The sequence below is a fragment of the Paenibacillus fonticola DSM 21315 genome, assembly GCF_000381905.1.
GTDB lineage: Bacteria > Bacillota > Bacilli > Paenibacillales > Paenibacillaceae > Fontibacillus > Fontibacillus fonticola.
Genome location: NZ_KB907275.1, coordinates 25,868 through 40,103 on the forward strand (window position 1 = coordinate 25,868; position 14,236 = coordinate 40,103).

At 47.0% G+C, this 14,236-nt stretch carries 10 protein-coding genes; 3 read left to right on the forward strand and 7 right to left on the reverse strand.

What is annotated here, in order from left to right; all coding sequences use genetic code 11:
• Positions 1–288: 288 nt before the first annotated feature.
• The 3 genes from G358_RS0124350 to ilvD all read left to right on the forward strand — a co-directional run bounded on the left by G358_RS0124350 (position 289) and on the right by ilvD (position 3,619).
• Complete coding sequence (locus tag G358_RS0124350) at positions 289–1,338, forward strand: acyltransferase family protein (protein WP_019639878.1); 1,050 nt, start codon at positions 289–291, stop codon at positions 1,336–1,338.
• A 130-nt stretch (positions 1,339–1,468) separates the two neighbouring features.
• A complete protein-coding gene (locus tag G358_RS0124355) occupies positions 1,469–1,729 on the forward strand; it encodes a KGG domain-containing protein (protein ID WP_019639879.1) in 261 nt (86 codons plus the stop codon).
• Positions 1,730–1,933: 204 nt separating this feature from the next.
• Positions 1,934–3,619 carry a dihydroxy-acid dehydratase gene (ilvD, locus tag G358_RS0124360; protein ID WP_019639880.1) on the forward strand — a complete coding sequence of 562 codons (1,686 nt, stop codon included), beginning with the start codon at positions 1,934–1,936 and terminating at the stop codon, positions 3,617–3,619.
• A gap of 288 nt (positions 3,620–3,907) precedes the next feature.
• On the opposite strand, the gene G358_RS0124365 is transcribed toward ilvD, so the two are convergent.
• The 7 genes from G358_RS0124365 to G358_RS0124395 all read right to left on the reverse strand — a co-directional run bounded on the left by G358_RS0124365 (position 3,908) and on the right by G358_RS0124395 (position 14,224).
• Positions 3,908–5,362 (reverse strand): polysaccharide deacetylase family protein, encoded by a 1,455-nt coding sequence (locus G358_RS0124365; protein WP_019639881.1) that lies wholly within the window; start codon positions 5,360–5,362, stop codon positions 3,908–3,910.
• Between the two features lie 113 nt (positions 5,363–5,475).
• Positions 5,476–7,260, reverse strand: coding sequence for a peptidoglycan D,D-transpeptidase FtsI family protein (locus G358_RS0124370; RefSeq protein ID WP_019639882.1), 1,785 nt, complete (start codon positions 7,258–7,260; stop codon positions 5,476–5,478).
• 110 nt (positions 7,261–7,370) lie between these two features.
• A complete protein-coding gene (locus G358_RS0124375; RefSeq protein WP_019639883.1) occupies positions 7,371–8,414 on the reverse strand; it encodes an HD-GYP domain-containing protein in 1,044 nt (347 codons plus the stop codon).
• A 280-nt stretch (positions 8,415–8,694) separates the two neighbouring features.
• Positions 8,695–9,435 (reverse strand): Bax inhibitor-1/YccA family protein, encoded by a 741-nt coding sequence (locus G358_RS0124380; RefSeq protein ID WP_019639884.1) that lies wholly within the window; start codon positions 9,433–9,435, stop codon positions 8,695–8,697.
• Between the two features lie 83 nt (positions 9,436–9,518).
• Positions 9,519–11,687: a methyl-accepting chemotaxis protein gene (locus tag G358_RS0124385; RefSeq protein WP_019639885.1), complete on the reverse strand. Its 2,169-nt coding sequence runs from the start codon at positions 11,685–11,687 to the stop codon at positions 9,519–9,521.
• A 240-nt stretch (positions 11,688–11,927) separates the two neighbouring features.
• Entirely contained in the window at positions 11,928–13,262 is a 1,335-nt protein-coding gene (locus G358_RS0124390) for a peptidase U32 family protein (protein ID WP_019639886.1), read from the reverse strand.
• A gap of 23 nt (positions 13,263–13,285) precedes the next feature.
• The gene (locus G358_RS0124395) at positions 13,286–14,224 is read right to left on the reverse strand and encodes a peptidase U32 family protein (protein WP_019639887.1); all 939 of its coding nucleotides are present in this window, start codon (positions 14,222–14,224) and stop codon (positions 13,286–13,288) included.
• Between the last annotated feature and the right edge of the window lie 12 nt (positions 14,225–14,236).

The window sequence follows — 14,236 nt, forward strand, 5'->3', positions numbered from 1 at the left end:
TTATTGTAACCCCAAACGATGAGAGGTTACAAAACCAGCACCTGACCTATACTTGATTATTCAACAGTTTGCCACAGATATGGAGACTGATAGCGTTTTCCCTCGTGATAAAAATCACATGTGCTGCTATTAAAATGAAGTACCTTTAAACATAGATGGAATACTTAAAATTTTGAATGATAATGAAGCTGATGATTACCAATGATTACTAATGATTTAATTACGATTCTATCAATTAATTTCGTCACTTTTCATTCCAGAACATGCGTGGTTGAGGGAGGATGCGTCATGACAAACACAGCGAATCAGCGAGGGGAGACTTTTTTTCTCAACCTGCGCTTTTTACTTATCGTTTGCGTCTTCGTTGGCAATGCTATTGAGCCGTTGATTGCACAAATCAGCAGTATGCATACTTTATATGTATGGATTTTCACCTTTCACATGCCCTTATTCGTCTTTGTCACTGGATACTTCGCCAAATCTAATCTGCTCGGTCAGCCCGGACGCAAATTGATGCTGCAAATCGGTTTGCAATACGTCATATTCCAAAGCTTATATTCCTTGCTCGATATGACTGTCTTTCGGGTAGAGCACATACGGCACTCCTTCTTTGCTCCTTATTTGCTGCTTTGGTTTTTGGCAAGCCATTTATGCTGGCGGCTGCTGCTCCTCGCGATGAATAAATGGACGCCGCTGCAGCAGCTAGCCCTGTCCATATTGTTAGGCGTACTTGTCGGCTACCTGCAAATTGACGGCCTTTGGTTCAGTCTTTCCCGTACATTTGTATACCTGCCTTTCTTTATCGGCGGTTACCACTTTTCTTTCGCATTTTTAGAAAAAATACTGACCCGTACAACCCGATTATATTTGCTCGCATTGGCAGGGGCCGTCATTACTGCAGCCGCCCTGTGGGGCAATGATTTAGAGGCCGGCTGGTTATATGGCAATATGACTTACGGACAAATGGGCCACTACGAATGGCATGCCGGATTGCTTCGTCTGGGTCTCTACGCGCTGCAATTCATTGCGGGCTTCGCTTTTCTATCTTTTGTTCCGCTGCAGGAGAGCAGAATGACTGATTTAGGACGCCGTACCTTATACGTTTTCCTGCTGCATGGATTCATTATCCGGATCGCCGCAATCTCTCCGCTGTATGATTACGTGGGGAGTCCTGAAGCTGCGCTGATCGTTATTGCCGGCGCTGTTCTATTGACCCTGCTTCTTAGTCATTCCTTAGTCCGGAAGTGGACAGCACCGGTCATTGAGCCGTCCGTACAATGGCTGCTTGCCATAGAACGCAGGGCCCTCCGGCAAATGGGAGCTGCAGGCAAGCATTAATGATTTTTGATTTTGCGGAACTCTCCAAGGGCCTTATGGCCCTTTTTTCAATTCCCGCGTTTCAAACTAACTTACTGTGGTAATTAAATCATACGCAAAGCAAAACAATGAACTGAAGGAGTTGATATGAATGGCACGCGGTAACGGCAAAATGAGCCGTCAAGAAGCCGGACGCTTGGGAGGACAGGCCACCTCCAAAAACCACGGCAAAGAGTTTTATCAGGAAATTGGGCAAAAAGGCGGGGAGGCTACCTCCAGATCTCACAGTAAAGAATTTTATCAAGAGATTGGCCAAAAAGGCGGGGAAGCCACCTCCGAGAAGCATGACAAGGAGTTTTACCGCAGAATCGGACGCATGGGCGGAGAAGCTCGCAACACTAACAATAAATAAGGATGAAATCTCATCCATTAGACAAAGAAGTTTCCAGATTAGACTGGGGCTTCTTTTTTTATGCTTCCGAAAAATATAAAACCTTCTTTCCAATGATTATCATCCGCTAGAAAAAGCCGTATACATATGATAGACTTTAGAGAAAACCTTTAGCGGTGTAAAGTTCCAAAATCACAATATACATTTATGGGGGGATAGGCAACCATGACTGCCAAGAAAATGCGTTCAGATATGATTAAAAAAGGCTTCGACCGCGCTCCTCACCGCAGTTTGCTGCGGGCTGCAGGTGTGAAGGATGAGGATTTCGGCAAGCCGTTTATTGCGGTTTGTAACTCCTACATCGATATCGTGCCAGGCCATGTCCATTTACAGGAATTCGGAAAAATCGTCAAAGAGGCGATTCGTGAAGCCGGTGGCGTTCCGTTCGAGTTCAACACCATCGGTGTTGATGACGGGATCGCGATGGGACACATTGGGATGCGCTATTCCTTGCCGAGCCGGGAAATTATCGCTGACTCCTTGGAGACAGTAGTATCGGCTCACTGGTTCGATGGGATGGTATGTATTCCAAACTGTGACAAAATTACTCCAGGGATGATGATGGGCGCGCTTCGCGTCAATATCCCAACTGTGTTCGTCAGTGGTGGTCCGATGAAAGCTGGTGTGGACAGCAAAGGCCGTAAATTGTCTCTCACTTCTGTCTTTGAAGGTGTAGGAGCTCACCAAGCTGGTAAAATCGACGACGCTGAACTGCTCGAGCTGGAGCAGTACGGATGCCCAACCTGTGGTTCCTGCTCAGGTATGTTCACAGCCAATTCTATGAACTGCCTCGCCGAGGCGCTGGGGCTCGCCCTGCCGGGCAACGGAACGATTCTGGCGGTCGACGAGGCGCGGAAGGATTTCGTAAGACAATCCGCCCGCCAGTTGATGGAGCTGATCAAGATAGATCTGAAACCTCGTGATATTGTAACCAAGGAATCAATCGACAACGCCTTCGCTCTCGATATGGCCATGGGCGGTTCAACTAATACCGTGCTTCATACGTTGGCATTGGCTCATGAAGCTGGTATCGATTATCCACTGGAGCGTATTAATGAAGTGGCGAACCGCGTGCCACATATTTCGAAATTGGCTCCGGCATCCGATCATTTTATCGAAGACGTTCACCGGGCTGGCGGCGTAAGCGCCGTGATCAATGAGCTGCTGAAGAAGCCTGGAGCAATCTATGGTGATCAAATGACCGTTTCAGGCAAAACGCTTGCCGAGAACGTTGCCGGATGCGAGATTCATGATCACGAAGTCATCCATGCCATCGACAACCCGCATTCCGAGAAAGGCGGCCTCGCCATCCTATACGGAAACCTCGCACCAGAAGGCTCCGTCATTAAGGTTGGTGCGGTAGACCCTTCGGTTGGCGGATACCATAAAGGTCCTGCCATCTGCTTCGACTCGCAGGAGCAAGCGCTGGAAGGCATCGCAAATGGCAAAGTGAAAGAAGGCCATGTCGTCGTTATCCGTTACGAAGGGCCGAAAGGCGGACCGGGTATGCCAGAGATGCTCGCGCCTACTTCGCAAATTGCCGGTATGGGACTGGGAGCCAAAGTCGGTCTAATTACAGACGGACGCTTCTCTGGAGCTTCACGCGGTATCAGTATCGGCCACATTTCACCGGAAGCCGCTGAGGGCGGACCGATTGCTTTTGTAGAAGACGGCGATATCATCGAGCTCGATTTGAACAACCGCAAAATTGAACTGCATGTTGCCGATGAAGAGCTGGCTCGCCGCCGTGCAAACTGGAAAGGCTTTGAGCCAAAGGTGAAGACAGGGTATTTGGCCCGTTACTCCAAGCTGGTTACAAATGCGAGCAACGGCGGGGTAATGAAAATTTAACTCATTCTTATATTTATAAAGAAATAACGGCATAACAAGGGGCAGCTCTACATTCAAAAATGTGGAGCTGCCCCTTTTCTGATCCTGTTCTGATAGCAGGAAGAGGACGAACGCCTCTTTAGCACGGCTGGGTTGCGTTTAGCACGACTTGGTTACACTCAGCAAGGCTGGTCTGCGCTTAGCACAGCTCTGTCACACTTAGCAAGGCTGGGCTGAGCTTAGCACAGCTCTGTCACACTTAGCAAGGCTGGGCTGAGCTTGGCTGTGCTTAGCACAGCTCGGTTACACTTAGCAAGGCTGGGTCGCACTTAGCGCTGCATCTTCCGGCGCATTCTCATCAGCTGCTTCTCCTTCATGTTCCTTGCTTGAATATTGCCGATGAGAACCGTCCTCAGAATATTTATCTAGCAGCAGCTCTATCGGCATTAGGAGAAGCTTAGGGACAAGTTCATGAGATGAGCGCTGCTTCAGCCGGTCTCCGCCGGAAGGATGAATGACCGCCATAAGTAACTTTAAATATACGCGCGTAGTTCTGGCAAACAAGCCATTTGGCAAATCCGTGACGGTGAAGCCAAATTGCTCCGGTCCACGATTGATCATGGTTACACCGTAAAGCGCCTTAACCTGCAGCAATTCGGGATGGCTATGAACATATTGGGCCAGTTCAGGAAGGGTCTTCTCTACCCCGCGGATCATCTGTATAGCTACCTGAAGAGAGGTTCGCGAACGCGAGCCGATTTCAAACAATTTTTTGTTATCAAAATGTAGCTCCAACACCTGATCCCCGCTAACCAGTTCAATGCCGCCGTGCATAATTACGGGCTCGCCCCGATACGGTCGTATGCGAAAATGAAAGACAGGGTCAGACTTATTTGTTGTTCTTAGCTGGAATAATAAGTGAAACACCTTTTCCCACAACAGCCATAGATAAACAAGAAGTCTCTTGCCCCTTGGCAGGTTCAGCTTTTTATTGTTTGCCATTGGCGTCTCCTTTGATTGAGCAGCTAAGGCCGTCTGTCTTTTGGCCTTTTTTTTGAGCGTCTCGTTCTTGTGGATCATATCGTCAATCCGTATCGTTCCAAGCCCCTTGTTCTCTGCTTCTTGCAGCACCCGTTCTAAAGCGATAAGCATTTCAATCGGTGCTCCGGCATTGGCGCCGAGAGTCTTCCCGCAATCATGAAGCAGAAACACTTCCCCGCCTTTTAACTTTTTCAGCATACGCTTCGTCAGCCGGTCAGCTCCTAGACGCTGCCGCCAGTCGCCAAACATCGACGACCACAACACGATTTGTGTTTCATTTCTTCTAGCGAAATCAAATAAATTAACGATTCCCCAAGGAGGACGGTAGTATTGTGTTTTGTGGCCAACGATGTCAAATATGATATTGTTGGTACGTTGAATTTGTTTCTTCACAGCATCTGGACCCATTAACCAGTTTGTTTTGTGCACATAATTATGAATACCGATCAAATGGCCTTCCTCGTGCATCCGCTTAATTAAATGCGGATATTTCTCCGCATTGGAGCCGACTACAAAAAAGGTAGCTTTCGCTTTATATTTCTTCAACAAATCAAGCAGCTGCGCCGTATAAATGGGGTCCGGCCCATCATCAAACGTAAGAGCGAATTCATCCATACCTGATCCGCGCCGAAATACACGAAAACCGAACAATCGCGTGATTAAGCCGGGTATAAAAGCATATAAAGTTGAAAAATAAAATAACCACAGCAACAAAGTCTCCATGTCTTTATTCCCCACTTTTCTATCTCATTCAATGACTTTGGCGGGCCCAAAGGCTTCTAAAAGCATCCCTCTTATTTTATCATATTAAATCCATAATTAGAGTCCTTATTTTACTATATCTCTTCTCTCCCTGCCAAGATGTCCATTACTCTCCGAAATAATGCAGTTGCCTGATGAGGCGAATTTGGCTGCCTGTTCTCCACAAGCACCGCGACCGCATAGCGGGGCTGCTCCACCGGGCCATAACCGATAAACCATTGGTGATTCATAGGACGCCCCGCGGAAACAACTTGGGAAGTTCCTGACTTACCGGCCAATTTCCATTTGGCCGCTTGCAATGACCGTCCGGTGCCGCTTTCTACCACACTTCCCATCAAGTCCAGCAGCACCGCCGCAGTCGCTTGCGAAATGCTGCCTAGTTGAGAAGAGGAATAACTCGGTGCAAATTCAAGCATCCGGGCACCATTCTTGAAGTAAATATCCTGCACAAGACGAGGTGCAGCTACCTGCCCCCGATGCAGTAATGTTACGACCATGTTGGCAGCCTGGAGCGGAGAAATCATCACATCGCGCTGCCCGAGAGCTGTCTGTACCCTTACGCCGCCGTCCGCATAGATCCCAGACGCAAAAACAGCTCCAGCCTCTTCCTGATCAATTTGTCTTAATGGCATCCCTCCCCTGAATGACGGATCATACCATCCAACCGTGCGTCCCAGCCCCAGTTTGGCGGCTGTATTTTGAATGCTGGAAGCTGTAAGCCGCTCGCCCAAAGCAGCAAAAACCGTGTTGCAGGACTGGGCAAACGCCTGCCTCAGCGTAATTTTTCCGTGCCCTCCTTCTTTCCAGCAGGAAAGTCCATATTTCCCATAGTGCCCGGAGCATACAAATACTTCATTCGGTGAGGTCAGCTTTTCCTCTAATGCGGCGGCGGCAATTACCGTTTTGAAGATGGAGCCGGGAACGGCAGCTTTGACCGCATGATTGCTCCACCCGCCTTGCTTAAGATCAATATCCCGCGGATTAAAAAATGGACGCGATACCATACTGACGACATCTCCTTGCTGCGCATCAAGTACAACTACCGCACCTTCCCGGATGCCCATTTGTTCGGTTAAATTTTCTATTTGCGTTTGCAGCGCGCCATCGATCGTCGTACGAACATACAACGGATAATAACGGTCATTTTCTGCCTTCAAGCGAATGCCGAGTCCAAAGAGCGGCCGTTTTTTCCCATCAACGGCAAGTGCTGCCCGAGTTGATCCGACTCCCCGCAGAAATGAATCGAAAGTGCGCTCCAAACCCGCTGCTCCTACCTGCATCGTTAAAGGAATAAACCGGCTGTTATTTTGTTCATTCAAGCTATGAATGACATCAGGCCGCTGAGAGACATAGCCAAGCCACTGTTTACCGGAAGCCTGATCTGCATAACGCTGCATATAGGGAAGTATTTTGAAGCCGTTGACCTGCGTCCATTTCGCGGCCTCCTCTCTCGATAAGACAAGCGGAGTCTGCTTCTCAGCAACGGGCCATATATATGGCGCTCGAAGATCGGACCATTTCCCTTTCAAATCGGTAGCGGTAACACCAAGCAGCTTAGCTAAATCCGTCAATTGCTTGAAGTCCGGCAAATCCTTGACTGGAAATAGAACGGGGACCCATAAGGTCAAACCAGTTAAAGAATAACCATAACGATCCAGAAATTGCCCTCTGCCAGAATCGAGCTCGATTCCTTCTTCCCGCTGCCGCACCGCCATTTCATTCATCGTCACACCGGAAGCGCTTAACGCTTTTGTGGCAGAATTGTATTGAATCCATGCTATTCTAACTGCATACAGGCAGAGTAAAAATGAAAACCCTATTAAAATATAAAATATGCGTTTTTTCCGAAGTAATGTCATCGTCATCCACCTTTCGCTATTCTCATTATTTCCTGGGAAAAGCTTCTTCACACCCCAACGACAAAAAGCCCGGCCGGCATCGCTCCGGTCGGGCTCAAACAACTCGTTATTTATAACAATATTTCTTCAATTTCAATATTGCGTTCCCGTGACAAGTCGCGGAAAAAATCATCCACTTTCACTAATGGCCTAAATATGTCCGTGGGATTATTATACACGATCGTCGCTATTTCCCCATTACTTAGCTGTGCACGCTTGCCAATAAAACTCGGCAGCAAATTGTTAGTCAATGCTTGCACTGCGCTCTCGTTCAGCTTATTGAAGCCAAGCTCATACACTTTACGCAGAACATTTAATAGACTTCCCTGGGTGTCTTGTCTAGTCGAGGTAGTCATCTTCACATAAGTATTGGCTACGGCGACGATTTGTGAATAAGGATGGATCTCCTTTTTGCCGATTCCTAGAGGGTAACCAGTTCCATCTTCTTTTTCGTGATGCTGAAGTGCAGCTAAGGCGATGCCTTCATCATCCTTCATCGATTCACGAATAATGTCATATCCGTAATTCGTATGCTTTTTCATTTCCTCCAGTTCTTCGCCCTGCAGGTCATTCCCTCTATTTTTTATAGATTGCCGCACACGGCTTTTACCGATGTCATGCAAATAACCTGCTTTGCTGATCTCATGACACTCCTCCTTGGAGTAGCCGAGCCAGGAAGCTATGTAATAGGATAATAATCCAACTTGTAAGGAGTGATTATAAATGTTCACATCATCATGACTAAGCATGTAAAGCAATGAAGATACATTTTTACGCTTATCCAGCGCTTCCAATGTCGGCAGCAGCTTTTCGTCAACCATCGATTGATTAAATTTCCCTGTCGTCAAAGCTTCAAGGAATATAGCTTGATAACCCTGAATAGTTCTATCAAAGTTTTCCTGCAATTTCTGACTGAAGCTTACGTTCTCCGCAGGTTCCGTCTCGCTTCCATCGTGCGGTTCAATATCAACATAATCGATGCTTTGCCGAATTAATAAAGCGATTTGCTCAGTTTGAATCACGGTTCCCTTAGGCAAAATATGAAGCCCAACACGGTTAAACGTATCTTCCTTTAGCCTGTCTCCAACCTTAAGCTCCATCACATGGGTTCTCAAACAGTCATCCCTCCCTTCTTATTTAGTAAGTGGCAGTAAAGTGGCAGCGCTCCCGAAAGTCAGGAAAAAAAGTCTATTTTCTGTAAGCCTTATCTATTATTATCGAAAGCGAACGTCCTAAATTTTATAGTTCTAAAGACTACATAACACCGGGCTATATATACTACTATAGGATAACTGCAATATAAGGACTTTTGATCCACTCCCGGGTAATTACAGTTACTGCAAATATAAAAAACGAGGTGGAAGTCTCTCCACCTCGTCAACCTGTAATTTGCTCCTAGTCTCTGCTCGCAATTTTGGACAGAAGACGCAGCATTTCAATATAGAGCCATACCAGTGTAACCATTAAACCAAAAGCTCCGTACCATTCCATGTACTTCGGAGCGCCTTGCTTAGCGCCGTTCTCGATAAAGTCAAAGTCCAGCACAAGATTTAACGCTGCTACGATAACGATAACGACGGAAATACCGATTCCGAGCGGAGTGCTATCATGTAAATACGGAACCGTAACGCCGAATAATCCAAGAATAAAACTTAACAGATAAACGATCGCAATACCGGCAGTGGCAGCAAATACTCCCAGCCTAAAGTTTTCCGTCGCTTTAATTATTCTTGTCTTGTAAGCTAACAGCAATGCGAGGAATACCCCCATCGTCAGCAGCGCTGCTTGCAATGTAATTCCGTTGATAAATGTTTCAAAGCTTGCAGAAATTGCGCCAAGAAACAATCCTTCCAACGCTCCATAGATCGGGACAAGGTAGGGAGCTGTTGTAGGCTTAAATGTAATAATGAGAGCCAGCACCAAACCGCCTATTGCTCCGCCTATGGCGTAAGGAACTACGTTTTGCCCGCTGAAATACATGGACCAGGAAGCAAATGCACCGCCAAGCAGTACGGCAAGTGTAATAAAAATTTTATTCACAGTGCCTTCAATCGTCATTACATCCTGTCCGGAATGATATCCGACCTGCTGGAACGTATCATCATTCAATGTCGGGTTGCCGCTACGACCTATCAATCCTAAATCACCTCAAATAAGATTTTACTACTATAGTAACATATACTCTTGCATTGTCCATAATATAACAGCTTTTATTTCAATTAAACGGTAAATTTGGACAAGGATTCTTTCAATCCGGTGGACACGTTCTCTAGTTTATTAGATAACTCAACCAACTGGCCACCGATCGTTTCCTGCTCGCTGCTCAGTGATGCAACCTCTTCCGAAGTAGCCGACGATTGCTGTGCTACAGCGCTAACATTACTCATCGCTTCGGACAGGACAGTCTGGGATTGATTCAGCTCGTCGATGGATTCCGTCACGGAATCCAGGTAATGGACAAACCCTTCCATTTGCTCCTGTACAGAAACGAAAATTTGGTTCGTTTCTTTCACGGCACTCATCTGCTCCTGGAACAGCGGGCTTGCTTCAGACAGGGCCTGGACCGTTTCATTCATTTCTTTTTGAATATTGTCAGTGATTTCGCCTACCATCGTTATGGATTGACGGGATTGATCGGCAAGCTGACGAATTTCATCGGCAACGACCATGAATCCACGTCCGGCTGCCCCGGCACGAGCGGCTTCAATCGTCGCATTAAGCGACAGAATATTCGTTTGCTGCGTAATGTTCTGCATCACATCAAGAACTTTCAATACCGAAGAGGTGCTTGATTTCAAAGCGTCCACCTTTTCAGTAAGCGCATTGACCATTTCACCAGTTACGCTTGTTTTCTGCAGAAGATCATTCAAGTACTCCGTACCTTGCTGACTGGATCTTTCAACCTGGCGAGCCGATGTTTCCATCTCTTTGTTAGCATTAATTACATGATCCATTTGCCGGGAAATATTTTCGGTCAGTTCGTTCCCACGCTCGGCTTCGTTGGCAAGGCTTGTTGCCCCGTTAGCGATCTCTTCCGTAGCAATAGCGATTTCCTTGGCGGAAATTGCCGTTTTGTTCGAGGCTTGGGTCAACTCCGCCGCCGTATTCAGCACTTCCTGTGCCGAACTGTTCGTTTGCTGCACGAGCTGTGTAATTTGCTCCATCATCACGTTAAAGCTGTTCGTAAGCATGCCAATTTCGTCCTTGGACTTAGGCTCCATTCGAACGTTAAGATTCCCTTTCGAGCCTTCTTCCATCAGATTTTTAAGCTGAACGAGCGGACGAGCGATCATTCTAACCATCCAAATACCGATCAGAATAGCGATAAGAGCTACAACTCCCAAGGAAATGAACGTAGTAACCAAAATCCCTCTCGCATCCTTAGTCAGTTGATCTGTAGGAAGTACCCCCATCAGGGTCCAGCCTGAATTTTCCTGAGTATTATAGACGGAAAGCACGGTCTTGCCCTGGCTATCCTTAATGCGGGAGCTGCCCGTTTTCTCATCTTCTTTCTTCTCGAAATTAAACTCGGACGGGTTTCCGTTCTCTCCTTCAACTGAAGAGCCGACAATGATATTGTCAGGCGTCAGCATTTGCACCTTGGAGCCGCTGCCAAGGTTAAGCTCCTGCAAATATCCATTCAAAACATCCAGATTGATATCGGCGACAAGTACGAAGCGTTTCATGCTGCTGACGCTCTGAACCGATCTGACAAGCCTGAAAATTTGCGTTCCGCTTGAACCTTCGCTTGAAGCTGTAATCCATTTAACTTGGGAGGTTGCTGCCATGTCATCAAACCAAGGCTCATTGCGGATATTGTTAACAAACGCGCTATCCGCACTGCCTGATGTTACTGCGCCAACGAGATCCTCTTCCCCAGGCACCATATAAACGGCAACTACACCTTTACTGGAGAATGTCATCGAATTCAGCCGGTTTCTCATTTGGTTCGAAGTCGTAAACCGGTCATAGTCGGACGTAGTGGAAAGCGAAGCATCCCGTATCGCCTTCTGCATTTCATCGTCCAAAAATACTTGCTGGAGTGTTTCTTCATATTTTTGGAAAATAATGTCCAGCTTCTGGGAGGTTTGCACGATCGTCTGCTGGCTCGCAGTTTCAGCATTTTTCTCAATCGTTCCTCTCGCCATTTGATAGGACAAAATACCTATCGCCAAAACGAAAAACATAATGGCAACAAAGAAAATAAGAAACAAACGAATACCTACAGACCTAGAAGGATTAATATCCTTTGGCAGATTGTCTAAAGCAGCCATTGCTCTATTTCTCCACACGCTAAGTCCTGCTTTGCCTTGCGTTTCGTCTTTACTTTTCTTAATTTCTTTCTTGTTGTCTTTAGCTTGGTTCTCCTTCTTAGGAACCAATTTCATGTTGATCACCCACCACTCATAATAGTAAAACTCGTAGAAATAGGATTGAGGTCTTGCCTCTAACCTCATAAATTCTTCCTGCATTTCATACTTTTATATTCGACAAAAACCTACCTTTTCCTTTTTATTATCGGTAAATATTACTTTTGAGTTTAACATTAAGCCAAAAAAGTTAGCTAGACAGCAAAAAAGAGTCTTTTGTCCTATATAACAAAAGACTCTCTTCAAGTCATTTTCAGCTTATTTTCTTTTTCGCATCATATCAAAGTACGCAACCGGCTGATCCACTTTCATCTTGATTCGCTGCAGCGGATGACGCGCGGCGTCCAGCTCATTGCCTTCCTCATCCCAAAGAACGCCAACGGTTTGTTTGAAAAAAGTGCCGTTCGGCCCGAAAAATTCAACCTGCTGCCCAGGCTTGAAATGATTCCGCTGCTGGATGACCGCCGTCCCGTCCGCCTCATTGTATTCCATGACCAGCCCAGCGAAATCATAAGGCGCCGCCTTTTCCTCCGGCTCATAAATATGATCCTCATGATCCGGCGCATCATAGAAGAACCCTGTATTGAGCGGACGATTCGCTGCTTTGTTGATTTCCTCCAGCCACTCGGGCCGAAGCACATAATTTTCCGGATCAGCTATATACGAATCAATCGCCTGTCGGTAGACGTTCACAACGGTGGCCACGTAATGTATCGATTTCATCCGGCCTTCAATTTTGAAGCTGTCAATGCCGACATCGATTAAATCAGGAATATGATTAATCATGCACAAATCTTTAGAGCCCATCGTAAACGGGTTGTCTTCTTCCTGGAAGAGCGGGAGCGGGGTAATTCCTGTTTTATTCTCCTGGCGCCCTTGCTCCATCGCCAGCTCTTCTTCCGATACCCAGACCTCTTCTTGATGGCCTTCTTCAAACAAGTCATACTTCCAGCGGCAGGACTGGCAGCAGCCGCCGCGATTGGAGTCACGGTCCGTGAAATGATTGGACAGTACACATCGCCCGGAGTAGGAAGAGCACATCGCCCCGTGAATAAAAGCTTCAATCTCAATATCGACCTGCTTCTTGATCTCCTCAATTTCTTCCATGCTCGTTTCACGGCCAAGCACGACCCGGGGCAGCCCTTCGTCCTTCCAGAACTTCACGGCCTGCCAGTTAAGCGTAGATTGCTGCGTGCTCAGGTGTACTTCAAGTCCAGGAGCAACACGGCGGGCGGTATCGATAATGATCGGATCTGCGGCAATGATCGCGGAAATTCCTACATCGTATAAGTTCCGCAAATATTGTTCGATTCCTTCGATATCTTCATTATGGGCATAAATATTCGTCGCCACAAACACTTTGGCGCCATATTGATTAGCGAATTGTACGCCCTCACGCATCTCGTCAAAACTGAAATTGTCCGCATTTGAACGAAGGCCGTATTTTTGCCCTCCAATATATACGGCATCCGCCCCATAGTGGATCGCAAATTTCAGTTTCTCCAAATTCCCCGCTGGTGCCAGCAGCTCAGGCTTGTCTAAACGATAGCGTTTCCCTGTGTATTTTGGCCGCTGTCTCTCTCTAGTTTGCATCCTCGTTCACCTCTTGCAACAAATTAATATACTTGCTCTTTATAAAAAAATCCGAATGACAGCTCACGGTCCGGGTCCTGTACTTCCCGAATTTCATCCTGCCAGCTCTCATCAAATTCATACTCACCCGGATCGTTAAAGTAACTGTCGATCGCCCGCCGATATACACGAATGACCACCGTATTGTAGCTGACGTCCTTTAACAGCGTCTCAATTTTAAAGCTGTCCAGACCTGCAGCCATCAGAAGATGCAAATCCTCCAATATGCAAATATCATCTGAACTCATAATATGCGTGCCGTTACCGTCCTCATAAATAGGAAACTTCTCCTCAGGCCGCTCTGCCTCAATCAAGTACAGACCGCGGCTCTTGCCGAATTCACGCTCCGGCTGTTGAAGAACTTTGCCTTGATGAGTAATATAGCTGTCTACAAGGCGCCGTTTAGAATGATAAATGTTCGTCATGCCATGAATTTGCACCTCTGACTCCAGCTTGAGATGCGGCTGCATCTCCGTAATTTCATCCATATTCAACTCCCGGGCCAGCACAACCCGCGACGCCCCTCTGCTCCCCCAAAAATTCGCTGTTGCATAGTTGGTCGATGTCATCTCGGCGTTCCAGTGCAATTTCAATGTTAGGTTTTGCGATCTTACAGCCTGCAGCACTGCCGGATCTCCGAATTGCACGCCATCTACCCCAGCCTGCTCCAACTGCTGCAAGTAAAGCGGAAGCTCCTCGAGCAGCTCATTGCTTATAAGGTTGGTCATGCTTACGTAAATTTTTGCCTTCCGCTCATGAGCCAGCTTCACCGCATCCGCTATTTCAGTGATCGTGAAGCTGCCCGGCAGCCGCATCCCGTATTTCTCTTCCCCGATCAGCGCCGCATCGGCACCAGCCTCAAAATAGCTCTCCAATTCCGCTAGAGAACCGGCAGGGACAAGAAGTTCCGGTTTTTTTCCCATGTTCATCCACCT

Coding starts and splice junctions, on each gene's coding strand:
- G358_RS0124395 (WP_019639887.1), bottom strand. CDS start 14,224: ATGGGAAAAAAACCGGAACTTCTTGTCCCTGCCGGTTCTCTAGCGGAA.
- G358_RS0124350 (WP_019639878.1), top strand. CDS start 289: ATGACAAACACAGCGAATCAGCGAGGGGAGACTTTTTTTCTCAACCTG.
- G358_RS0124385 (WP_019639885.1), bottom strand. CDS start 11,687: ATGAAATTGGTTCCTAAGAAGGAGAACCAAGCTAAAGACAACAAGAAA.
- G358_RS0124390 (WP_019639886.1), bottom strand. CDS start 13,262: ATGCAAACTAGAGAGAGACAGCGGCCAAAATACACAGGGAAACGCTAT.
- G358_RS0124355 (WP_019639879.1), top strand. CDS start 1,469: ATGGCACGCGGTAACGGCAAAATGAGCCGTCAAGAAGCCGGACGCTTG.
- G358_RS0124365 (WP_019639881.1), bottom strand. CDS start 5,362: ATGGAGACTTTGTTGCTGTGGTTATTTTATTTTTCAACTTTATATGCT.
- G358_RS0124370 (WP_019639882.1), bottom strand. CDS start 7,260: ATGACATTACTTCGGAAAAAACGCATATTTTATATTTTAATAGGGTTT.
- ilvD (WP_019639880.1), top strand. CDS start 1,934: ATGACTGCCAAGAAAATGCGTTCAGATATGATTAAAAAAGGCTTCGAC.